Source organism: Streptosporangium sp. DT93, from assembly GCF_049844535.1.
In the GTDB taxonomy this organism is placed as follows: domain Bacteria; phylum Actinomycetota; class Actinomycetes; order Streptosporangiales; family Streptosporangiaceae; genus Streptosporangium.
On sequence record NZ_JBNCLF010000001.1, the window covers coordinates 276366 to 299034 of the forward strand.

The 22669-nt window shown below is 69.3% G+C and carries 22 protein-coding genes; 4 read left to right on the forward strand and 18 right to left on the reverse strand.

Annotated elements, in window-relative coordinates; translation table 11 throughout:
• Nucleotides 1–2: 2 nt before the first annotated feature.
• Genes ACLQ2R_RS01320 through ACLQ2R_RS01330 form a run of 3 tightly spaced genes read right to left on the reverse strand, consistent with a single transcriptional unit; the run spans nt 3 to nt 1505 of the window.
• The gene (locus ACLQ2R_RS01320; RefSeq protein ID WP_425957406.1) at nt 3–419 is read right to left on the reverse strand and encodes a YciI family protein; all 417 of its coding nucleotides are present in this window, start codon (nt 417–419) and stop codon (nt 3–5) included.
• Between the two features lie 31 nt (nt 420–450).
• Nucleotides 451–1107 (reverse strand): DUF998 domain-containing protein, encoded by a 657-nt coding sequence (locus ACLQ2R_RS01325; RefSeq protein ID WP_425957407.1) that lies wholly within the window; start codon nt 1105–1107, stop codon nt 451–453.
• Entirely contained in the window at nt 1104–1505 is a 402-nt protein-coding gene (locus ACLQ2R_RS01330; protein WP_425957408.1) for a hypothetical protein, read from the reverse strand. Before ACLQ2R_RS01330 ends, ACLQ2R_RS01325 begins: the two co-directional genes overlap by 4 nt.
• Before the next feature lie 385 nt (nt 1506–1890).
• Here ACLQ2R_RS01330 and ACLQ2R_RS01335 point away from each other — a divergent pair, with 385 nt between their 5' ends.
• Nucleotides 1891–3156 carry an MFS transporter gene (locus tag ACLQ2R_RS01335; protein WP_425957409.1) on the forward strand — a complete coding sequence of 422 codons (1266 nt, stop codon included), beginning with the start codon at nt 1891–1893 and terminating at the stop codon, nt 3154–3156.
• On the forward strand, nt 3153–3848 hold the full coding sequence (locus ACLQ2R_RS01340; RefSeq protein ID WP_425957410.1) for a replication initiator: 696 nt from the start codon (nt 3153–3155) through the stop codon (nt 3846–3848). The genes ACLQ2R_RS01335 and ACLQ2R_RS01340 overlap by 4 nt, the downstream gene beginning before the upstream one ends.
• 63 nt (nt 3849–3911) lie before the next feature.
• Here the strand turns inward: ACLQ2R_RS01340 and ACLQ2R_RS01345 are convergent, their stop codons facing one another.
• The 3 genes from ACLQ2R_RS01345 to ACLQ2R_RS01355 form a co-directional block, all read right to left on the reverse strand.
• A complete protein-coding gene (locus ACLQ2R_RS01345; protein ID WP_425957411.1) occupies nt 3912–4487 on the reverse strand; it encodes an HD domain-containing protein in 576 nt (191 codons plus the stop codon).
• Between the two features lie 12 nt (nt 4488–4499).
• Entirely contained in the window at nt 4500–4883 is a 384-nt protein-coding gene (locus ACLQ2R_RS01350) for a hypothetical protein (protein ID WP_425957412.1), read from the reverse strand.
• Nucleotides 4884–5001: 118 nt separating this feature from the next.
• Nucleotides 5002–5583, reverse strand: a complete 582-nt coding sequence (locus ACLQ2R_RS01355; protein ID WP_425957413.1) for a hypothetical protein — start codon at nt 5581–5583, stop codon at nt 5002–5004.
• A 601-nt stretch (nt 5584–6184) separates the two neighbouring features.
• On the opposite strand from ACLQ2R_RS01355, the gene ACLQ2R_RS01360 reads away from it, so the two are divergent.
• A complete protein-coding gene (locus tag ACLQ2R_RS01360; protein ID WP_425957414.1) occupies nt 6185–6676 on the forward strand; it encodes a hypothetical protein in 492 nt (163 codons plus the stop codon).
• A 462-nt stretch (nt 6677–7138) separates the two neighbouring features.
• Here ACLQ2R_RS01360 and msrA read toward each other — a convergent pair whose 3' ends face one another.
• Nucleotides 7139–7798 (reverse strand): peptide-methionine (S)-S-oxide reductase MsrA, encoded by a 660-nt coding sequence (msrA, locus tag ACLQ2R_RS01365; RefSeq protein WP_425957415.1) that lies wholly within the window; start codon nt 7796–7798, stop codon nt 7139–7141.
• 136 nt (nt 7799–7934) lie between these two features.
• Between msrA and rarD the strand changes: the two genes are divergently transcribed.
• A complete protein-coding gene (gene rarD, locus ACLQ2R_RS01370; RefSeq protein WP_425957416.1) occupies nt 7935–8855 on the forward strand; it encodes an EamA family transporter RarD in 921 nt (306 codons plus the stop codon).
• 126 nt (nt 8856–8981) lie between these two features.
• On the opposite strand, the gene ACLQ2R_RS01375 is transcribed toward rarD, so the two are convergent.
• From ACLQ2R_RS01375 to nuoF, 11 genes are all read right to left on the reverse strand, one after another.
• Entirely contained in the window at nt 8982–9383 is a 402-nt protein-coding gene (locus tag ACLQ2R_RS01375; RefSeq protein ID WP_425957417.1) for a MarR family winged helix-turn-helix transcriptional regulator, read from the reverse strand.
• A gap of 231 nt (nt 9384–9614) precedes the next feature.
• The gene (locus tag ACLQ2R_RS01380; protein WP_425957418.1) at nt 9615–10610 is read right to left on the reverse strand and encodes a polyprenyl synthetase family protein; all 996 of its coding nucleotides are present in this window, start codon (nt 10608–10610) and stop codon (nt 9615–9617) included.
• A 14-nt stretch (nt 10611–10624) separates the two neighbouring features.
• Complete coding sequence (gene nuoN, locus ACLQ2R_RS01385) at nt 10625–12175, reverse strand: NADH-quinone oxidoreductase subunit NuoN (protein ID WP_425957419.1); 1551 nt, start codon at nt 12173–12175, stop codon at nt 10625–10627.
• The gene (locus ACLQ2R_RS01390) at nt 12172–13812 is read right to left on the reverse strand and encodes an NADH-quinone oxidoreductase subunit M (RefSeq protein ID WP_425957420.1); all 1641 of its coding nucleotides are present in this window, start codon (nt 13810–13812) and stop codon (nt 12172–12174) included. Before ACLQ2R_RS01390 ends, nuoN begins: the two co-directional genes overlap by 4 nt.
• Nucleotides 13812–15674: an NADH-quinone oxidoreductase subunit L gene (gene nuoL, locus ACLQ2R_RS01395; protein WP_425958147.1), complete on the reverse strand. Its 1863-nt coding sequence runs from the start codon at nt 15672–15674 to the stop codon at nt 13812–13814. Before nuoL ends, ACLQ2R_RS01390 begins: the two co-directional genes overlap by 1 nt.
• A gap of 66 nt (nt 15675–15740) precedes the next feature.
• Nucleotides 15741–16037, reverse strand: coding sequence for an NADH-quinone oxidoreductase subunit NuoK (gene nuoK / locus ACLQ2R_RS01400; protein ID WP_326819462.1), 297 nt, complete (start codon nt 16035–16037; stop codon nt 15741–15743).
• Nucleotides 16034–16870 carry an NADH-quinone oxidoreductase subunit J gene (locus ACLQ2R_RS01405; RefSeq protein WP_425957421.1) on the reverse strand — a complete coding sequence of 279 codons (837 nt, stop codon included), beginning with the start codon at nt 16868–16870 and terminating at the stop codon, nt 16034–16036. Before ACLQ2R_RS01405 ends, nuoK begins: the two co-directional genes overlap by 4 nt.
• Nucleotides 16863–17378, reverse strand: coding sequence for an NADH-quinone oxidoreductase subunit NuoI (gene nuoI, locus ACLQ2R_RS01410; protein WP_425957422.1), 516 nt, complete (start codon nt 17376–17378; stop codon nt 16863–16865). The genes ACLQ2R_RS01405 and nuoI overlap by 8 nt, the downstream gene beginning before the upstream one ends.
• Nucleotides 17365–18714, reverse strand: a complete 1350-nt coding sequence (gene nuoH, locus ACLQ2R_RS01415; RefSeq protein ID WP_425957423.1) for an NADH-quinone oxidoreductase subunit NuoH — start codon at nt 18712–18714, stop codon at nt 17365–17367. Before nuoH ends, nuoI begins: the two co-directional genes overlap by 14 nt.
• A complete protein-coding gene (locus ACLQ2R_RS01420) occupies nt 18714–21299 on the reverse strand; it encodes an NADH-quinone oxidoreductase subunit G (RefSeq protein WP_425957424.1) in 2586 nt (861 codons plus the stop codon). Before ACLQ2R_RS01420 ends, nuoH begins: the two co-directional genes overlap by 1 nt.
• A 67-nt stretch (nt 21300–21366) precedes the next feature.
• Nucleotides 21367–22653 (reverse strand): NADH-quinone oxidoreductase subunit NuoF, encoded by a 1287-nt coding sequence (gene nuoF / locus ACLQ2R_RS01425; RefSeq protein WP_425957425.1) that lies wholly within the window; start codon nt 22651–22653, stop codon nt 21367–21369.
• Nucleotides 22654–22669: the final 16 nt, after the last annotated feature.

A 22669-nucleotide genomic window follows, 5' to 3' on the forward strand; every position in this document is an offset into this window, starting at 1 on the left:
CCTCAGGCGTCGTCGGCGACGTACTCGTCGATCGGGCGGACGTCGGCGAACGCCGCGGCCCGGACATGCTCCGGTACCGGGCAGCCGGCGAACTCGGCCGCGATCTCGGTGGCCCGGTCGAAGCTGTCGCACTCGACGATCCAGTAGCCGGCCAGCACCTCCTGGGTCTCGGCGTACGGGCCGTCGGTGACGATCGGAGCACCGGAGGAACCGTTCCGCACCCGGCGGGTGTGCACCGGCGCGGCCAGGGCCCGGGTCTCCACCAGTTCGCCGGACTCGGTGAGCCGCCGGTTGAGTTCGCCCATGAAGGCGCCCATGGCGGCGAAGTCCTCCGGGGTCCAGGCGGGGAGACCTGTGTCCTGGCCGGCCATGCCGTCGTAGTCCTGCTGCGAACCGCAGGTCAAGATCATGTACTTCATCGTCCGTGGTCCTCTCGTGTCGTCGCGACGGTCAGCGGGTCAGCGTGGGGCGGCCGAGCCGCCGGGCCGCCAGCCCGACGAAGCCGAGCTGGAGCACCGACGCCACGACGATGCGGATCGGGAACGAGTCGAGATGGGGGAAGGTCACCAGGGCGATGACGATCGGCACCGCCGCCACACAGGCCCGGGCCCAGCCCCGGTCGGCCCGGCGGGCGAACCGCGTACGCAGCACGAAGCATAGGGCGGTCCAGGCCACGACCACCACCAGGTGGGCGACCTCGTGCAGGACACCGTGCCAGCTCAGCACCGGCGCCCCCTCCGGCGCCCCGGCCGGGAAGCCTGCTCCGGGGTCGACCGTGAACACACCGGCCGCGATCAGGCCCGCGCCGATCACGGCGGTCAGCCGGGGGATCCAGCGGGCACCCGGGCCGTCCTTCAAGGTCCGGTGAAGACCCGCGGCGCAGCCGATCATCAAGCCGCCGGTGACGCAGAAGTCAGCGATCTGGACCCAGCCGCCCTCGCCCAGGGCGAGCAGGCTCATGGGATGGCGGGTGAAGTCGTACCCGTCCCTGACCAGGCCCTGAACCAGCCAGGTCAGGCCGAGCACGGGCCCGGCGAGAAGCCCGGCGGTCAGCAGCCGGTCGGTTCGGGTGCCGTCCGCGGTGGACGGAGGGGTGAGAGTGGTCATGCCTCGACTCCTCGGACGATGGACGCCGGTCGCGTCCGGTCATGGAGTAGTCGAGGCCGGATCTCGGAATCGGACAGCCGAGGTGCTGCCCGATCGAGAGTGAAGCGGTCGGTGGATGAGGTCGTACGCACCCGCCGTGCCCGGACGTCGATGAGCGTCAGGTGACTCGATAACTCGTCGACCGGCTCGGGCAAGGTGAGGCGGTCACGAACCTTGGTGAAGAAAACCGCGCGGTGCGGGTAGCCGGCTCGCTCGAGAGCGATCAGCCAATCAACCGCCTCACGATCTGAATCGTGTTCCTCGGCGAACTTTCCGGCCCATATCTGAAACGCCTCATCCAGGTTAATCAACGTGTTTTCCAGGCCGAAGAGCGCGTGCCTTTGCACGGCTGCCCCCATACCGGGGGCATTCCTTTGTCCGCGTGTGCTTGGACGGCGCGATCACGAGGTCATCCAGTGGCAAGCCGACCCGGAGCGCAGAGCCGCCAGGCCCGAGACATCCGATCGGCGGCGGTGTCAAGCGTGCTCGGTCCGTGGTGGCCGGCGACGCCACGGCGGGCTGTGATCAACGAGTTCGAGCGTCGACGGCTGTCGCGGTTCGCAGGGGTCGGGGGGCAGTGGACGGTGGGTGCGGCTCCTTTTGAGGGAGTGGCTGAGCAGAGAGCGCGGCGCCACCACCTCGCCCGGTCGCACCGCTCCGTTAAATGCCGCCGCCACTCCCGGCTGCGGCGATACCGTGAGTTCGGTGGGCAATCGCGAGACGGGGGTTTCGCCGCACATCACCGTGGCTGAGAAAAGGCGGCCGGGCGGCCTGTTCCGTACCCGGAACTTCGCCCTGCTGTGGGCTGGGGAATCGGTCAGCGGGTTAGGCTCGGCGATCACCACGGTGGCCGTCCCGTTCTTGGCGATAACCGTCCTGCATGCCGGCACCGGCACGGTGACCCTGCTGACCGCGGCCGGCTGGCTGCCCTGGTTCCTGATCGGCCTCCCGGCCGGCACCTGGGTTGACCGCCGGCCGCGCCGCCGCATCCTCGTGTCCGCCAACCTGGTGTCCGCCGCGGTCCTGACCGCTGTCCCGGTCGCCGCCTGGACCGGTGTGCTGACCGTGCCCATGCTGCTGGCCGCGGTGCTGATCGCCGGCACGTCCAGCATGTTCTTCACCCTGGCGTTCAACGCCTACCTGCCGCACCTGCTGACCCCGGATGACCGGATGGAGGGCAACGCCAGGCTCCAGGCCAGCGCCTCGGCCGCCGAGATCGCCGGCCCGGGCCTCGGCGGTCTGCTCACCGAGGTGGCCGGAGCGGTCGGCGGCCTGCTCATCGACGCGGTCACCTTCATCGTCTCGGCCGCCTGCCTGCTCAGATTGCGGACCACGCCCGAGCCGAGGGCGGCGGCGGGTGAGCGGCCCGGCATGCTCCGGCAGCTCAGCGAGGGCCTGAGGTACTTCACGTACGGCGAGTTCATGCTGCCCATGCTCATCGTGGCGGCGATGATCAACCTCGGGATGCTCGGCGTGTTCTCGCTGCGCATCGTCTTCCTGGTGCGCGCCGAAGGTATCGCGCCGGGAACCGTGGGCGGCCTGATCAGCCTCGCCGGTCTGGGCGGCCTGCTGGGCGCCGTGCTCGCGTCCCGGGCCGTCACCCGCTTCGGCAGCGCGCGCACCTACGTGGGGGTCAATGTCGTGACCGCGCCGTTCATGCTGCTGCTGCCGGCCGGCGGCCCTGGCTGGCAGCTGGCGCTGTTCACGGTGGGATCGTTCGTGGTCATGCTCGGCGCCACGATATCGGGCACCGTCACCGCCACCTTCCGCGTGAACTACATACCGGCGCACCTCCTGGGCCGAGTCACGGCGGTCTCCCGGTTCGTCATCTCCGGCACCGTGCCGCTCGGCGCGGCCACCGCCGGCGTCCTGGCGACAACCTTCGGGATCGGCGCCGCGATGTGGGTGCTGGCCACCTTCTTCGCCGTCACCCCGCTGCTCCTGCTCGCCACCTCAATGCGCGGCATGCGTGACTTCCCGACCCTCCCCAGCCAGCCTCTCGCGCCGTGATCCGGCTCGACGGCCCGGACGGCCCGGCCTCACCCCCGCCGGACTGGGCGACGCTCGCCGTACTGGATGACGCGATCAGGCAGGCGGCGGCACAGGTCACCCTCCTCGCCGCGGCACCGTCCCCGGACGGGCCTCCTTCGGCCCTGTTGCGCTGGGGTGGGCAGCTCGACGTGCGGCCGGTCTACGTCTCGGCGGGTCTGGACGGCGTCAGCGATCAGCGGATGGCCTCCTACGTGGCCAAGTACGCCACCAAGGGCGCCGAGTCCGCCGGGACGGTGGATCGCCGCATCCGGGACGCCGGCGACATCGCCGGACTGGCCGTGACCGAACATGCCCGGCGAATGATCATCGCGTGCTTCGCGCTGAGCCACCTCCCCCAGTACCGGGACATCCCGCTACGGCAATGGGCTCACATGCTCGGCTACCGAGGGCACTTCTCCACGAAGTCTCGCCACTACTCCGTCACTTTGGGCTCGCTGCGACAGACGAGAGCGGACTACCGAGCCGAACAGGATCGATTGCTCCTCGGCCTGCCCGTTCCTGCCGGAGACAAGACGATCACCCTGTCTGAATGGCGCTATGCCGGAAGCGGTCACCGGCATGGAGAAGCCTTCTGGGCGGAACTGGCCCACAAAAGCATCGCCGCTGCTCGCCAGGCCGCTCGGGATCCACAGGTTCCCGATCGAGAATGAAGCGGTCGGTGGATGATGTCGTACACACCCGCCGTGCCCGGACGTCGATGAGCGTCAGGTGACTCAATCTCCGTTGAGGACGCGTGTCATCCACTCCAGCGATCCCGTGCTGAGCACTTCGTCCGCGAGTCGCTTCGCGGAGGCCGTCTGCAGCGCGGCGAGCGAGCTGTCGATCCACGGCTGGACGTTCTGGTGCCCCTGCTCGCGGTACTCGACGGCCTGGATGAGGCATTCGAGCTTGTCGGCGTCACGAGCGCAGACGGCCTCCAGACTGGTCTTCTCCTCATACTCCCCGACCGCGCCACTGACCATCTCCGCCACCACCGCCGGGACGCCGCGCACCTGGTCGGCGGTGACCTCCTCGTTCGGTGACGTCTTCAGATAGCGCTTGCCGATGTAGGGGATGTCGGTGACACGGGTCTCCTGCGTGTCGTGGAACAGGCTCATGAAGGCCGCACGCTCGGGATTACCGCCTTCCAGCGCCGTGATCACGCTCGCGATGATCGCCGTACGGAAGGAGTGGTCGGCGATGCTCTCGGGGTTCTGTACACCGGCGACCAGCCAACCGGTGCGCTTGTAGCGCTTGAGCAGCCCGATCTCGTACAGCAGGCCCGTCAGCCTCGGCAGTTCCTCCGCCATGGAAGTCCCTTCTCACCCTCGGTGGATCATGCGCGGAGCGTGGATGACCGCTTCCGGTTCCCGCTTGGACTGCGGTGACGCGGTGGCCTCGTCCAGGGTACGAGTGGCCGCATCTTTGAGAGCGTTCGCGCTCTGGGCGTCCAGCGCCGAGGGACGCACCATGACCAGCGCCCACAGCGTGTGCGCCACCACGTCGAGGTAGGGGTTGGTGGAGTCCAGCTTGCCGGTCAGGTGCCTGAGAAGCTCGGTCCCGCGCCAGACATCCGGGCTCAGCTCGACCATGAACGTATCCGCCGGCTGCGGCTCACCGACCTCCCCGAGCCAGTAGGCCCAGTAGTTCAGGTTCGCCAGCTCGCAGGTCTCGTCGGCCAGATGGACCCGGATGAAGTGCCGCAACACCTCATGGTTGCCGAGCCGGACCGGCGAGTGAGCACCGGACCGGACGACGGCCCAGGAAGGGCTCCACTCGCCCGCCCGGTCCATCTGCCGTTCTTCGGTTCGTCGGTACGCGTCATCACAAGTCCGACGCCACCTTGAGATGCCGAACGACCAGTAGGAGATCCCATGAGCGCAGACGGTGCTCAAGCCGGCTCACTTGGGCACCGAGACATTCGCGTTGCGCTTCGGTGAGAACGGCCCCGAAATCCAGGGTCTCGGTAACGCATTCGATGATCTCCAGAAGCTCCGGATCCGTGGAGGGCATCAGACGGGGTAAGCGTTTGCGGCGCCAAAACCACAGCGCATGAAGCGCGGCCTCCCGGGGGGCGCCGTACCAGTACCAACGAGCCTGAAGGTTCGGATTCACCTCCTCCGCACGCGGAGATCGCCGGCCTTGCTTCTTCGCCTCCTGCCGCTTTCTTGCGTACGCCTGAAGTTCGACATGCAGAGCCGCGCGACTGGACTCGACAAGATCCAGAGCGCGGAGCAGCGCCTCCTCCTCTCGCTGGAACCTCCCGGCCCGGGACTCGACAAAACTCAGCGTCGCCTCGAATCCAAGCGGCCGATACAACTGCACGCAGGAGCGGAACGCCGACACCCGCCATCGGTAAGGCAGCGCAGGATCCCGTACCTTACGGGCATGGTTGCCGAAGCTCACGATCAAAGGCTAGTCAGTCGCATGCCGGCGGGGCACCGACTCGCGATGCCGATGCCTGCGGCAGGGTCGTCACTGGTCTCCTCGCTCTGCCCTCAGATCTGACCGTCCGCTTCTCAGGTGGGGCGATCACCCTGCTTCTCGACGGACACGAGGTCAGAAGGCGGTGGACGGTTCCCGGCGTGCGCTCGCGGTGGCCGACGCTGTCGTCACCGTTGTCGTCAACCCTCACGTTCCAGAACTGAGACCGGGCAAACACCCCTCCCATGCGTCAGCACAGATCGCCCCCTGGGGCCGGAACCGACCTGCGGGAAGTAGTCACTGCTGTCTTTCTGATCCGGGCCGTCGGGGTACCGCACCGACAGGTAGACATTTCGACTGTTGATGACCTTGGTGGGACAGACCTGCGTCACCCCCTCCTCTTGTTCCGGCACGACGCCCGCTTCCAGCCGTGCTTGATCGCAGCGTCACGGTAGAAGAACGGCACATCGGCACGCGACGCTGAAATCCGAAAGGACTGCTCGGCATACGCGAGCCGGCTCCGAGTCGTCATAGGGCGAATATTGATTGGCAGGCTTCTCGTTCGTGTCCGATGCTGGGGGTCGTGATCAGGATTCCGCCGCGTACGGCTACCGACGCCTACTTCGCCAAGATGGGCGGGGCGAGGCATCTCGACATCGTCTTTGATATCGACCTCGGGGAACTGCTGGAAGGCCACCACGTGGTCGCCCGCGGGCTGGAGACATCAGGCGCCGACGGTGTGCTGCACTACGAGTTCGTTCCGGGACTGCGGCAACACGAGATAGATCTCAAAGGACCGTTCTTCTGGTATTGGACCCTGTCTGCGGAGGATGACCTTGGCACCCTTTACCGCGATGACAATGGTGGCGCCTTCGATCCAGACGGCAAGACGGCCGCGCATGGAACTCGCTACCTGGGTGGGCCGGTTCCCGGCTCGGCCCGCCGAATGCGTGTGAACTTCACGCCGGCCGGGGGATGGACGCCGACGCGATCGTGGTGCCGACAGTTGGATATCGCACTGCCAGGCGGCCGCGTCACAGAGGCGTGGACCGACCCGCGCCAGGACGCCGGATGACGACGGCCTCGGCGACGACCGGGGCGGCGCCGCCACCCTGTTCAGCTCCCTAACCTCGGTGTACCGCATCAAGTAGTCCGCCAAGGATTGCTGTCACTGGAGATCGAAAAGTCTCGAACGATGATCGTTCGGGACGTCTTCGCTGCTCAGATGATGTGGTCAGGGGCGGGGTCGAACCGCCGACCCTCCGCTTTTCAGGCGTGGCAATCCCCCTGCTCACCCGCTGGGACCGGGAAGTAGGGGGATGTGGACGGTGCCCTACGTGTGGCTTTGGTGCTGGACGTTGCCGTCAACGTTGCCGTCAGCCGCGCTTGCGGACTTGCCCTGATCTGGCGAGGTCGCGGATGCTCGCATGGAGCAGGGAGGGAGCTCTCTGCTGAAGCTTCACAAACGACTCTGGCCCAAGATCGTCACCGGGCACGCCGGGCGATCAAGGGCCAGGATCTGTCTGAATCCGCGGGTCTACGCCTCGCCGGCGGTCAGGCCGACCGGGCACGAGACCCCGGTGCCGCCGATGCCGCAGTAACCGTTGGGGACCTTGAAAAGATACTGCTGGTGATACTCCTCGGCGAAGAAGTAGTCCTTCGCCGGGGCGATCTCGGTGGTGATGGGGTCGTAGCCGGAGTCGGTGAGCACCTTCTGGTAGGCGTCACGCGAGGTGAGCGCCGACTTCTCCTGCTCGGGTGAGTGGAAGTAGATCGCCGAGCGGTACTGCGTGCCGACGTCGTTGCCCTGGCGCATGCCCTGGGTCGGGTCGTGGGCCTCCCAGAAGACGCGGAGCAGCTCCTCGTACGACACCTTGGCAGGGTCGAAGACGACGCGGACGAGCTCGGTGTGGCCGGTCCGCCCGGAGCAGACCTCCTCGTAGGTCGGGTTCGGGGTGTGGCCGCCCGCGTAGCCGACCGAGGTGGTGATCACACCGGGGGTCTGCCAGAAGATGCGCTCGGCGCCCCAGAAACAGCCGAGCCCGAAGTCGGCGATCTCGCTCCCCTCGGGGTACGGCGGGGCGAGCGGGGCGTCCAGGACCGCGTGGCGGCCAGGCACCGTGATCGGTGCCGGACGGCCCGGGAGCGCGTTCTCCGGGGACACCATCGTGGTCTTGTTGCCGAACAACCAGCCCATCGTGAACCTCCTCCTGACACGTTCTCACCAGGTGGCAACCCGTGGCGACCCCCCGATGTTCCCGGAAGCAATACTTAACGATCGGAAAAGCACTACTAAATTGTGTTAAATCATGTAAGCAGCGAAGATGGGGCACATGCCTGAAGCACGCCGTGGAGTCCTGTACGGCATCGCCGCCTACTCCATGTGGGGTCTGTTCCCGCTCTACTGGCCCCTTCTGAAGCCGTCCGGCGCCCTGGAGATCCTGGCCCACCGCATGGTCTGGTCCCTGGTCGCCGTCGCGGTCATCCTGGTGGTTCGCCGTCACTGGTCGTGGTTCCGCGAGCTGGCGCGCACCCCGGCGAAACTGGGCCTCCTCGCGCTGGCCGCGGTGGTCGTCACGGTCAACTGGGGTCTCTACATCTACGCCGTCAACACCGGGCACGTGATCGAGAGCGCGCTCGGTTACTTCATCAACCCGCTGGTCAGCGTGATCTTCGGGGTCTTCGTCCTGAAGGAGCGGCTGCGTCCGTGGCAGTGGGCCGCGGTGGGGCTGGGCGCCGTGGCGGTGCTCCTGCTGACCGTCGACTACGGGCGCCCGCCGTGGATCGCGCTGGGGCTGGCCGTCTCCTTCGGCAGCTACGGCCTGATCAAGAAGGTCGCCGGGGTGGGTGCCGCGGAGAGCATGACGGTCGAGACGCTGGTGCTGCTGCTGCCCGCGCTGGGTTACCTGTTCTACCTGAGTTCGCAGGGGACGAACACGTTCGGGCACTGGGGGACGGGGCACGCGCTCCTGCTGGCCGGGGCGGGGGTGGTGACCGCCGTTCCGCTGCTGTGCTTCACCGCCGCCGCGAACCGGGTACCGCTCACCACGATCGGCCTGCTGCAGTACATCGCCCCGATCCTGCAGTTCCTGTGCGGGGTGCTCGTGGCGCACGAGGTCATGCCGCCCAGCCGCTGGCTGGGATTCGTCATCATCTGGCTGGCGCTGTCGGTCTTCACCTGGGACAGCCTGCGCGCGGCCGGACAGGCCCGGCAGGCGGCGGCAGCGGCCGCACCGGTGACGGCGAGGACCTGACCGGCGCACCCCGGGCCCGCCCGCCGCACGGGCCGGCGGGGTGCTCGCCGCACCGATGACGGTGAGGACCCGGCCCGCGGGCGGGAACGGGTCCGGCACCTCCTGGGAGCCAGGCCGGGAGCCGCCTCAGGAGCCGCGTACGGCGTGGACCAATGGGGTGAGGTCGGGGTCGACGCCGGCCTGTTCCAGCGCCGAGGCCAGCGAGCGCTCGTAGGTGGGGACGGCGTCGGCCAGGCGGGCGCGGCCCGCGTCGGTGATCACCGAGTAGACGCCCCTGCGGTCGTCCGGGCAGAGGTCGCGGCGGGTCATCCCGGCCTCTTCGAGGCGGGCGACGAGGCGCGTGACCGAGCTCTGGTTGAGCCCCACGGCCTCGGCGAGCTCCTGCATGCGCATGCAGCCGCGGGGAGCGGTGGTGAGCCGGCACAGGGCGCGGTACTCCGAGAGGCCGAGACCGTGCCCCCGCTGGAGGGCCTTGGTCAGCTCCGCCTCCACGCGGGCGTGCAAGAGGGCGAAATGGTCCCACGACATGGTGAATGCCTCCTGATGTTCTCCGACAGGAGTCTACATGCACATGCAAGATTTGTTTGCGCATACATGTTGTCGAATCCCCGCCTTCTGGATAAGCCGGCCCCCGGAACGTCCGGGCCCTGGAAAGCTGCCCCCAGGGCCCGCGGCCTCCGGAAAAACACATCGGCCCCGTACGGAACGCACGGGACCGGGACCGTCACAGGAAGGTCGGATCAAAGGCAGACCGGAGGGTCAGCCCGAGCGCTCGACCACGTAGTCGCACAGCGCCAGGTACGCGGTGCGCGCCGGGATGTCGGGAAGCCCCGCCAGGTCCTGCCGGGCCCGGTCGGTCCAGGCGAACAGCTCGGCGCGGGCACGCTCCATGGCGGGGTCGGCGCGGAGCAGGCGCAGGGTCTCCTCGACGTCCTCCTCGGCCACCGGTCCGGCCAGCAGCTCGCGCAGGCGGGCGCTCTCCGGCGCCTCCGAGGCCAGCACGTAGAGCACCGGAAGGGTCCGGATGCCCTCGCGCAGGTCGGTGCCGGGCGTCTTGCCCGACTGGACCGACTCGGCGGCGACGTCCAGCAGGTCGTCGCTGAGCTGCCAGGCGACCCCGATGGCCTCGCAGGCCCGGGTGACGCGCTCGACGATATCGGGCGAGGCCCCGCTGAGCAGGGCGCCGAACCGGCCGGAGGTGGCGATCAGCGAGCCGGTCTTGTCGGCCAGCACCCCGATGTAGTGGGTCACCGGGTCCTCGCCGGGACGGGCGCCGATGGTCTCGCGGATCTGGCCGCGTACCAGGCGGGAGAAGGTCTGGGCCTGGATCCTGATGATGTCCGGCCCGAGGTCGGCGAGAATCTCCGAGGCCTGGGCGAACAGGTAGTCGCCGGTCAGGATCGCCACGGTGTTGTCCCAGCGGGCGTTCGCCGACGGGGAGCCTCGGCGGACGCGGGCCTCGTCCATCACGTCGTCGTGGTAGAGCGTCGCCAGGTGGGTCAGCTCGATCACCACCGCCCCGGGCACCACGCCCGGGGCCTGCGGCGAGCCGAACTGGGCGGCGAGGAGCACGAGCATGGAGCGGAACCGCTTGCCACCGGCCTCGATGAGGTGCTTGGACGCCTCCGTGACGAAGGCGTCGTCGCTCCGCACCGAGGACCTCAGCAGCTTCTCTACCTCCGCCAGGCCCGATGCGACGTCCTGCGCCAGCCGCTCGTCGACGAACGGAAGATCAACAACCGGTGGCGCAGCCATGGACCATTACTCCTCTAGCGAATGAACAGCGCGGACGCAGCCTGATCCGCGAGATCGAGCACCGGCTGCGGGAAGACCCCGAGCACTACCGTAGCCGCTGCCGCCAGGGCCACCACAGCCGAGGTGCCCACCGTGGGGACCGCGATGGACGGGCCGTCGGCGGAGGGCTCGTTGAAGAACATCAGCACGATCACGCGGACGTAGAAGAACGCCGCGACGGCCGAGGTGACCACGCCCACGACGACCAGCGGCAGGGCGTCCCCGGCGACCGCGGCGGAGAACACCGCGTACTTGCCGAAGAACCCGCTCGTGAGCGGGATGCCCGCGAAGGCCAGCAGGAAGAAGGCGAAGATGCCCGCCAGGATCGGGGACCGCTTGCCCAGCCCGGCCCAGCGCGACAGGTGACCCGCCTCGCCGCCCGCGTCGCGGACCATGGTGACGACCGCGAAGGCGCCGACCGTGGTGAAGCCGTACGCGGCCAGGTAGAACAGGATGGCCGACAGCGCCTGGGAGTTCTGCTCGAAGCCGCCGATGGCGACGACGCCGGTGAGCAGGAAGCCCGCGTGCGCGATCGAGGAGTAGGCCAGCATCCGCTTGATCTCGGTCTGGGTGATGGCCAGGATCGCGCCGACGACCATCGTGAGGATCGCGACGCCCCACATGATCGGCTCCCAGTTCCACTGGAGGCCGCCCAGGGCGACCCAGAAGACCCGAAGCAGTGCGCCGAAGGCCGCCACCAGCACGGTGGAGGCCATCAGGGCGGTGACCGCGGTGGGCGCGCCCTGGTAGACGTCGGGCTTCCACGCCTGGAAGGGCGCGGCGCCGATCTTGAAGAACAGGCCGATGCCGAGCATCGCGGTGCCGATCAGCAGCAGCGTCTCCTGTCCGCCGCCCGTGCCGATCGCGGTGTTGACGGCGGCGAGGTCGACCGACTTGGCGTAGCCGTAGACCAGGGCCATCCCGTACAGGAAGAAGGCCGAGGAGAACGCGCCCAGCAGGAAGTACTTGACCGAGGCCTCCTGCGAGAGCAGGCGGCGACGGCGGGCCAGGCCGCAGAGCAGGTACAGCGGCAGGGACATGACCTCGAGGCCGACGAACATGACCAGCAGGTCGTTGGCGGAGGCGAACAGGAGCATGCCGCCCACCGAGAACAGCAGCAGCGGGTAGACCTCGGTCTGGGCGTACCCGCTGAGGATCGCCTCCTCCTCGTCGGGGCTTCCCGGCACCGCCGCCGCCTGGGCGACGAACTGCTCCTCGTCGTTGATCAGCAGGGTGCTGACCAGGGCGAGGATGAGGATGATGCCCCAGATGAACAGGGAGGGCCCGTCCACCGCGACCGCGCCCATGGCCGCCGCGGCGTCCGGCAGGCCGCCCCTGGCGACCAGCACGGTCATCACGAACGCGCCCAGCAGGGCGAGCAGGGTCAGCGGCATGTGGATCGACTTGCGCAGGTGGCGGGGCGCGAACGCCTCGACCAGCACGCCGACGATCGCCGCGCCGAACACGAGCAGCATCGGCAGCAGCAGCGCGTATTCGATCGTCGGGGCTTGGATGGTGTCCTTCACTGGCCGGCCCCCTTCTTGTCCGCCACGGCGGGGGTGAACGGTGTGACGTCGACGCTGGAGAGCGTCCTGTCCACCGCGGGATTGATCACATCGAGCATCGGCTTGGGGAAGAAGCCCAGGATGAGGATCACCGCGATCAGCGGGCCTATCACGAATCTCTCACGCAGGTTGAGATCGGGCAGGGTCATGGGAGTGATCGACTCGCCGGTCGGCCCGGTCATCGTGCGCTGGTACATCCACAGGATGTAGACGGCCGCCAGGATCACGCCGGTCGTCCCGATGACCGCCGGGATCGCGTACCGCTCGTAGGTGCCGAGCAGGACCATGAACTCGCTGACGAACGTCGACAGGCCGGGCAGCGAGAGCCCGGACAGGCCGGCGATCAGGAAGGTGCCGGCGAGCACCGGGGCGACCTTCTGCACTCCCCCGTAGTCGGCGATCCTGCTGGATCCGCGGCGGTAGATCAGGAAGCCCGCGATCAGGAACAGCGCGCCGGTGGAGAAGCCGTGGTTGACCATGTAGAGGGTGGCGCCCGCGCCGCCGTCCCTGGTCATCGCGAAGACGCCCAGCGCGATGAAGCCGAAGTGCGAGATCGAGGTGTAGGCGATCAGGCGCTTCATGTCGGTCTGGCCGATGGCCACGATCGCGCCGTAGACGATGCCGACCACCGAGAGCACGATCACCAGCGGGGTGAAGAACTTCGACGCCTCGGGGAAGAGCTCCAGGCAGAAGCGGAGCATGCCGTAGGTGCCGACCTTGTCCAGCACGCCCACCAGCAGCACCGCGGCGCCGGCCGGGGCCTGCGCGGCGGCGTCGGGCAGCCAGGTGTGGAACGGCCACAGCGGCGCCTTGACGGCGAACGCGACGAAGAAGCCCGCGAAGAGCCACTTCTGCGTGGTCGGGTCCTGCACGGCCCCGATGAGCTCGGGGAACATGAAGGTGCCCTTGGCGGCGACCACGTAGAGGGCGATCACCGCGACCAGCATGAGCAGGCCGCCGAAGAGCGAGTAGAGCAGGAACTTCACGGCCGCGTAGGACCGCTGCGCGCCGCCGTAGGACCCGATCATGAAGTACATCGGGATCAGCATGGCTTCGAAGAAGACGTAGAACAGGAAGACGTCGGTGGCCGCGAAGACACCGATCATCATCGCCTCGAGCACCAGCAGCAGCGCGAAGTAGGTCTTCACCGACCGCTTCGGCGCCACGACCTTCGGCGTCTCGGTCGTGAGCGCCCCGGTCCCGGGCGCCTCGCCCGGTACGGCCGCGGCGACGGCGGTCTTGCCGCCGGTGCCGCCGTTGACGCCGGCGCCGGTGCCGTCGGCGCCGTCGGCGTCGTGCCAGGAGGCCAGGATCACGATCGGCACCAGCACCGCCGACAATGCGATCAGCACCAGCGCGATGCCGTCCACGCCGACGCCGTAGTGCACGCCGAAGCGCGGGATCCAGTCGTGGACCTCGGCGAACTGGAAGCGGGTCTGCGAGGTGGGGTTGAACTGCACCGCGACGGCGACGGTCAGCGCCAGCACCACCAGCGAGACCGCCAGCGCCACCTGCTTGGCGAGCTTGTCACTCTTGACAAGGGAGACACCCACCGCGCCCAGAACGGGCACGGCCATCAGGGTCGAGAGCCAGGGCATCACATGTTCCCTACGTAGAGCAGCGCGCCAACGACCACGGCGGCACCGAAGAGGATGGACAACGCATAAGACCGCACGTAGCCGGTCTGGATGCGGCGCAGCCGGCCGGAGGTGCCGCCGATCCCCGCCGCCAGGCCGTTGACCACCCCGTCGATGCCGCGGTTGTCGAAGAACACCGCGATCCGGGTGAGCCACTGGCCGGGGCGCATGAACAGCGCCTCGTTCAGCGCGTCGCCGTAGAGGTCACGACGGGCGAACGTGGTGAGGAACGAGCCGCGCGGGGCGAGCGCGGGCACCTCGGCGGCGCCGTAGCGGAACCAGGCGAACGCGGCACCGGCGGCGACCAGCGCGAGCGTGGCCAGCCCGGCGGGGGCGGTGGGGTGGAACCCCGGCAGTTCCTCGGGCCGGCCGACCGCCGGGGCGATGAACAGCATGAACCGGTTGCCCAGGACCAGGAAGGCGCCCAGGAAGATCGAGCCGATGGAGAGCACGACCAGCGGGATCGTCATCACGGCGGGCGACTCGTGCGGGTGGGCGTCGTCGGCCCAGCGCCGCTTGCCGAAGAAGGTCATGAAGACCATCCGCGACATGTAGAAGCCGGTGATGCCGGCGCCCAGCACCGCGAGCCAGCCCAGGATCGCGCTGTGCTCCATGGCCGTCTCGATGATGCCGTCCTTGGTGAAGTAGCCGGACAGCATCGGGAAGCCGATGATCGCGAGGTAGCCGATGATGAAGGTGACCGCGGTGACCTTCATCACCGGGAACAGCCCGCCGTACTTGCGCATGTCGACCTCGTCGTTCATGCCGTGCATGACCGAGCCCGCGCCGAGGAACATGTTGGCCTTGAAGAAGCCGTGCGTGATCAGGTGCGCGATGGCGAACGCGTAGCCCACCGGGCCGAGGCCCGCGGCGAGCATCATGTAGCCGATCTGCGACATCGTCGAGCCGGCCAGGCCCTTCTTGATGTCGTCCTTGGCGCAACCGATGATCGCACCGGCGAGCAGCGTGACCACGCCGACGATCGTCACGACGAGCTGCGCGGTCGGGGCGTTCTCGAAGAACCCGCCGGAGCGGACCACGAGGTAGACGCCCGCGGTGACCATGGTCGCGGCGTGGATGAGGGCCGAGACCGGGGTCGGGCCCTCCATCGCGTCCAGCAGCCACGACTGCAGCGGCAGCTGGGCCGACTTGCCGCAGGCGCCGAGCAGCAGCAGCAGGCCGATCGCGGTGACCGTCGTCTGGGAGACCGCGCCGGCCTGCATCGCCTCGCCGACGGCCGTCTTGGTGAGCGAGTCGAAGTCGACCGTGCCGAATACCGTGAAGGTCGTGAAGATCGCGACCAGCAGGCCGAAGTCGCCGACCCGGTTGACGATGAAGGCCTTCTTGGCGGCGGCGGCCGCGCGCGGCCTGACGTACCAGAACCCGATCAGCAGGTACGAGGCCAGGCCCACGCCCTCCCAGCCGATGAACAGGGCGACGTAGTTGTCGGCCAGCACCAGCAGGAGCATCGCCGCGACGAACAGGTTCAGGTACGCGAAGAACCTGCGCCGGTCGTGGTCGTGCGACATGTAGCCGATCGAGTAGATGTGGATCAGCGATCCCACACCGGTGATCAGCAGAGCGAAGCTGATCGACAGCGGGTCGATCAGCAGCCCCATGTCGGCGACGCCGGGGATGAACTCGTACAGCGGCACGCCCTGGCGGCGCTGCTCGGGGTTGAGGCCGAGCAGCTGCAGGAAGACGGCGGCGGCCACCGCGAATGCGCCCAGGGACATCGCGACGCCGAGGAGGTGCCCCCAGCGGTCGGAGCGACGCCCGAGCAGCAACAGGACCGCGGCGCCGAGCAACGGGAGCGCGATCATGAGCCAGGAGACCCCGATCGCGCCCCCGGAATGCTGGATGATCTCAGCGGGTTCCACGGCCACCTCTTAGTACTTCAGCAGGTTGGCGTCGTCCACCGACGCCGACCTGCGGGTTCGGAAGATCATCACGATGATGGCGAGGCCGATGACGACCTCGGCCGCGGCCACCACCATCACGAAGAACGCGATGAGCTGGCCGTCCAGGTTGCCGTGCTGCCTGGCGAAGGTGACGAATGCGAGGTTGCAGGCGTTGAGCATGAGCTCGACGCACATGAACACCACGATCGCGTTGCGCCGCACCAGCACGCCGACGGCGCCGATCGCGAACAGCAGCGCGGAGAGCACCAGGTAGTGAGTGGTCACTTGCCGTCCTCCTGCGGGAGCGCCGCGTCCTTCACCTGGACGGGCGCGGCGTCCGGGGCGGGCGCGCGGCCGTTGTCCGCGTCCCTCTCCAGGACCTGCTTGATGAGCGCTGCCTTGGCCGGGTCGGTCGGCGCGAAGCCGTCCTCGATCTCGTGCCGGGCGAGCACGCGGTTGATGGACTTGGCCGCGACCGTGCCGTCGGGCAGCAGGGCGGGCATGTCGATCGCGTTGTGCAGCGCGTAGGTGCCGGGACCGGGCAGCGGCGAGGGCTGCGGCCCGTTGAAGCGGGCACGGGCCAGGTCGCGCTGGGTGGCCTTGGGCCGGATCCGCTCGCGGTGGGCCAGCACCATCGCGCCGAGCGCGGCGGTGATCAGCAGCGCCGAGGTGACCTCGAAGGCGAAGACGTGCCTGGTGAAGATCAGCTGGGCCAGCGCGGGCACGTTGCCGCCCGCGCCCTTGATCGCCCCGGCCGTGGTCACGGGCGCGCCGAAGGCGGCGTTGCCGACGCCCAGGCCGAGCAGGGCGGCGAACGACAGGCCGGCCACGGCCGCCCAGACGCGCTGTCCCCTGATCGTCTCGACCAGTGAGTCGGCGGAGTCGACGCCCACCAGCATGAGCACGAACAGGAAGAGCATCATGACCGCGCCGGTGTAGACGATGATCTGCACCGCGGCGAGGAAGGGGGCCTCCTGGACCGCGTACAGCACGGCCAGCGAGAGCATGACGACGCCCAGCATCAGCGCCGAGTAGACCGCCTTGCGGCTGAAGACGAGTCCCAGGGCCGCCGACACGGAGACGACGGCCAGAACCCAGAACGTGATGGTCTCACCCATTGTTGCGTCCCAGCCGGTAGTAGTCCTCTTCGGTCTCGCCGAGACGCATGGGGTGCGGCGGGATCTCCATGCCGGGACCGAGCGGCGAGAGCAGCATCTCCTTGGTGTAGATGAGGCTCTCACGGCTGGTGTCGGCGAGTTCGTACTCGTTGGTCATCGTCAGCGCCCGTGTCGGGCACGCCTCGATGCACAGGCCGCACAGGATGCACCGAAGGTAGTTGATCTGGTAGGTGCGCCCGTAGCGCTCACCGGGCGAGAAGCGCTCCTCGTCGGTGTTGTCGGCGCCCTCCACGAAGATCGCGTCGGCGGGACAGGCCCAGGCGCACAGCTCGCAGCCGACGCACTTCTCCAGGCCGTCGGGCCAGCGGTTGAGCTGGTGGCGGCCGTGGAAACGCGGAGCCGTGGGCTTCTGCTCCTCGGGGTAGTTGACCGTCTCGACCTTCTTGAACATCGTGTGGAAGGTCACGCCGAACCCCTTGATGGGGTTCAGCCAATCAGTTGCTCCCACTGGAAACCTCCTTGCGCGCTACCCCGTGGTAGTGCGGCAGGTCGAGCGGCGGAACCGGGAAGCCGCCCGCGGCGGGCTCGGTGTGGAGTTGCTCGAACTCGGCCTCGACCTGTGCGGCCTTGGCCTCCTTGCGCCTCTGCAGCACGCTGTCGAAGCGCCACCAGATGCCCAGGCAGGCGACCAGCACCAGCGCGGCCAGGATGAGCACCAGCGAGCGGTTGACGTCCGGCAGGCGCAGGGCCTTGACGGTGGCCACGAGCAGGATCCACGCCAGGTTGACCGGGATGAGGATCTTCCAGCCGAGGGCCATGAGCTGGTCGTACCTGACGCGCGGCAGCGAGGCGCGGCACCAGACGAAGAAGGAGAAGACCAGCACCATCTTGAGGAAGAACCACAGCAGCGGCCACCAGCCGGCGTTGGCGCCGTCCCACAGCGAGATGGGGAACGGGGCCCGCCAGCCGCCCATGAACAGGGTGATGGAGACCGCGGAGACCACGAAGACGTTGACGTACTCGGCGAGCATGATGACCGCGAACTTCAGCGAGTTGGAGTACTCGGTCTGGAAGCCGCCGACCAGCTCGCCCTCGCCCTCGGGCAGGTCGAAGGGGACCCGGTTGGTCTCGCCCAGCATCGTGACGATGTAGATCAGGAAGGACGGGATCAGCAGGATCATGTACCAGGAGGGCATCGGGATCGTGAGGCCGCCCAGCGTGAGCGCCCCGCCCGTGGCCTGGGCCGCGACGATCTCGGAGGTGGACAGCGTCCCGGCGAACAGGAACACGCCCACGAACGACAGGCCCATCGCGATCTCGTACGAGACCACCTGGGCGCTGGCGCGCAGGCCGCCCAGGACCGAGTACGGCGAGCGCGAGCCCCACCCGGCCAGCACGATGCCGTACACGCCGATGGAGGCCATGGCCAGCACCAGCAGCACCGCGACCGGAAGGTCGGTGAGCTGCAGCGGCGTCTGGACCCCGAACATCGAGACGATCGGGCCCATCGGGATGACGGAGAAGGCCAGGAAGGCCGGGACCGCGAGCACGACCGGGGCGATGAAGTAGATCACCTTGTCGACGGTCCGGGGCATCAGGTCTTCCTTGAGCCCCATCTTGAGGCCGTCGGCCACCGACTGGAGCAGCCCGAACTTGCCCGCGCGGTTGGGGCCGTACCGGTTCTGCATGCGCGAGATGAGCTTGCGCTCGAACCAGACGCCGAACAGCACGCCCAGCATCAGGACGATGAAGATGACGGCGGCCTTGATGATGCTGATCCAGAGCGGGTCCTTGCCGAAGTCGGCGAGGGTCGGATCGGCCGCTAGAAGAGTCCGGGCATTCATTACCGCTCCTCGTTGGCTTCGCCGGCGGCACGTGCCTCGCCGGCCGTCGTGCCGGGGGCACGCTCGTCAGGACCGGTGCCGGCGCCGGCGACGGTGCTCACCGCGGCGGGCGTGGCCGGGCTCGCCGCGGCGGGCGCGACCGGCCGGGCCCGGCCGTCCGCGTTCCGGGAGGCGCCGATCGTGACGACGTCCCCGGCGACCGCGCGCAGGTCGCGGGTGACCGAGCGGCCGGCGGAGTTGGCCGGCAGCCAGACCACCCGGTCGGGCAGGCCGGCGATCCGCACCGGCAGGCTCACCGAGCCGCGCTCGGTGCCGACCGTGATCTCGCCGCCGTCGGCCAGGCCGTTCTCGGCCGCGGTGGCCGCGGAGACCAGCGCCACGGCCGGGCGGGCGGTACCGGCCAGGTACGGCTCGCCGGCCTGCAGGCGGCCGTCGTCGAGCAGCAGGTGCCAGCTCGCCAGGACGGCCTGCCCGGCTCCGGGCCGGGGGGCGGGGTGACCGGCGGCGTCGGGGGCGGCGGCCCGGGGGCCGCGCCAGGCGCCGATCACGGTCAGCTCGCGGCGGGCCGCGGCGGCGTCGGGCAGGCCCAGGTGGACGTCCATGGCGTCGGCGATCGCGGAGACGACCCGCAGGTCGCTCATGACGCCGGTGACGGTGAGCGCCTCGGTGAAGGTGCGCCCGCGTCCCTCCCAGTCGACGAACGTGCCCGACTTCTCGGACACCACGGCGACCGGGAACACCACGTCGGCGCGGTCGGTGACCGCGCTGGCGCGCTGCTCCAGGCTCACGATGAACGGGGTGTTCTCCATGGCCAGCAGGGCGGCGTGCGGGGCGGCCAGGTCGTAGGGGTCGACCCCGGCGACCACCAGGGCGTCCAGCTCGCCCTCCAGCGCGGCGGCCAGCATGCCGGTGGTGTCGCGGCCCTCGGCCTCGGGCAGGGAGGCGACGTCCCAGGCGCGGGCCATCTCGGCGCGGGCGTCCGCGTCGGCGACCGGGCGGCCGATCGGCAGGAGGTTCGGCAGCGCGCCGGCCTCCAGGGCGCCGCGCTCACCGGCGCGGCGCGGCACCCAGGCCAGGCGGGCGCCGGTGGCGGAGGCGAGCCTCAGCGCCGCCGAGAGCGCGCCCGGCACGGTGGCGAGCCGCTCGCCGACCAGGATGATCGCGCCCGGCGTGCGGAGCGCCCCGGCCGCGGCCGGGTCGGCCGCCGCCAGGTCGTCGAGCACGGCGGTCTCGGCGCCCGGCACCGCCGGGATCAGCGTGCCGCCCATCTTGGCCAGCCCGGGGCCGGCGAACGGCGCGACCGAGAAGACCTTCAGGCCCTTCTTGCGCCACGCCTTGCGCAGCCGCAGGAAGACGATGGGCGACTCCTCGTCGGGCTCGAACCCGGCCAGCAGCACCGCCGGGGCCTTCTCCAGGTCGGCGTAGCGGACCTCGATGCCCTTGCCGGCCACGGCGCTGGCCAGGAACAGCGCCTCCTCCGCCGAGTGCGGCCGGGCCCGGAAGTCGATGTCGTTGGTGCCGAGCGCGATCCTGGCGAACTTGGCGTACCCGTAGGCCTCCTCGACGGTGACCCGGCCGCCGACGAGCACGCCGGCGCGCCCGCGGGCGGCGGCCAGGCCCTTGGCCGCGGCGGCGAACGCCTCGGGCCAGGAGGCCGGGACCAGCCGGCCCTGCTCGTCACGGACCAGGGGCGTGCGCAGCCGGTCGGGCTGGGTGGCGTAGGTGAACGCCCAGCGGCCCTTGTCGCAGTTCCACTCCTCGTTGACCTCGGGGTCGTCGCCGGCCAGGCGGCGGGTGACCTTGCCGCGCCGGTGGTCGGTGCGCAGCGAGCAGCCGCTGGCGCAGTGCTCGCAGGCCGAGGAGGTGGAGACCAGGTCGAACGGGCGGGCCTGGAAGCGGTAGGCGGCGCCGGTCAGCGCGCCCACCGGGCAGATCTGCACGGTGTTGCCCGAGAAGTAGGACTCGAACGGCTCGCCGTCGGCGGCCCCGACCTGCTCCTTGGCCCCGCGCTCGAAGAAGTCGATGAACGGGTCGCCGGCGATCTCGTCGGAGAAGCGGATGCAGCGGGCGCACTGGACGCACCGCTCGCGGTCGAGCAGCACCTCGGTGGAGAGCGCCACGGGCTTCTCGAACGTGCGCTTCTTCTCCGTGAAGCGGCTCTCGCCCTGGCCGTTGGACATGGCCTGGTTCTGCAGGGGGCACTCGCCGCCCTTGTCGCAGACCGGGCAGTCCAGCGGGTGGTTCAGCAGCAGCATCTCCATGACGCCGCGCTGCGCCTTCTCCGCGACCGGGGAGGTGAGCTGGGTCTGCACGATCATGCCCTGGGCGACCTCGATCGCGCAGGAGGGCTGCGGCTTGGGGAAGCCGCGGCCGTTGCCGGCGTCGGGGATGTCCACCAGGCACTGGCGGCAGTTGGCGGCCGGCTCCAGCAGCGGGTGGTCGCAGAACCGGGGGATCTGGATGCCGAGCAGCTCGGCCGCGCGGATGATCAGCGTGCCCTTGGGGACGCTCACCTGGAACCCGTCGATGGTGACGGTGACCAGGTCCACCGGCGTCTGCGCCGGGGTGGTGGCTTCGACGGTCATGGCGTCTCCTCCGTCGGCCCGGTGACCGAGACGGTGCTGTGCTTGCCGGTTGGCTGCCTGCGCGCGCTCACTTCGCCGCCCACGCTCGGGAGGGGGCGTGATCGAACGGGCAGCCGCCGATCTCGAAGTGCTTGAGGTACTCGTCGCGGAAGTGCTTGACCGACGAGTGGATGGGGCTGGTGGCACCGTCACCCAGGGCGCAGAAGGAGCGTCCCAGGATGTTGTCGGCGATGTCGGTGATCGTGGTCAGGTCGTCCTCGGTGCCCTGGCCCTTCTCCAGCCGCTTGAGCACCTGCTTGAGCCAGAAGGTGCCCTCCCGGCAGGGGGTGCACTTGCCGCAGGACTCGTGCGCGTAGAACTCGGTCCAGCGCAGCACGGCGCGCACCACGCAGGTGGTCTCGTCGAAGATCTGCAGCGCCCGGGTGCCGAGCATGGAGCCCTTGGCACCGACGGACTCGAAGTCCAGTGGGACGTCCAGGTGCTCGGCGGTGAAGATCGGGGTGCTCGACCCGCCGGGGGTCCAGAACTTGAGCGTGTGGCCCTCGCGGATGCCGCCGGACATCTCCAGCAGCTCGCGCAGCGTGATGCCGAGCGGCGCCTCGTACTGGCCGGGGCGGGTCACGTGGCCGCTGAGGGAGAAGATGCCGAAGCCCTTGGACTTCTCCGTGCCCATCCCGGCGAACCAGTCGGCGCCGTTGGCGATGATCGAGGGGACGCTCGCCACCGACTCGACGTTGTTGACCACGGTGGGCGAGGCGTACAGGCCCGCGACCGCCGGGAAGGGCGGCTTGAGGCGGGGCTGGCCCCGGTAGCCCTCCAGCGAGTCCAGCAGTGCCGTCTCCTCGCCGCAGATGTAGGCGCCGGCGCCGCTGTGCACGACCAGCTCCAGGTCGAAGCCGGAGCCGAACAGGTCGCGGCCCAGCAGGCCCTTGGCGTACGCCTCGGCCACGGCCGCCTGCAGGCGGCGCACGACGTGCACCACCTCGCCGCGCACGTAGATGAACGCGTGGTTGGCGCGGATCGCGTACGCGGTGATGATGACGCCCTCGACCAGCGCGTGCGGGTTGGCCATCATCAGCGGGATGTCCTTGCACGTGCCCGGCTCGGACTCGTCGGCGTTGACCACCAGGTAGTGCGGCTTGCCGTCCCCTTGCGGGATGAAGCCCCACTTCATGCCGGTAGGGAAGCCCGCGCCTCCCCGGCCGCGCAGGCCGGAGTCCTTGACCGCCTGGATGACGGCGTCCGGGTCCATGCCCAGCGCCTTCTTCGCGGCCGAGTAGTCGCCGTAGCCCTCCAGGGTGAAGGAGTTCGGCTGGTCCCAGTTCGCGGTGAGAACCGGGGTGAGAGTGGTCACGTCGTCTCCTCGCCTG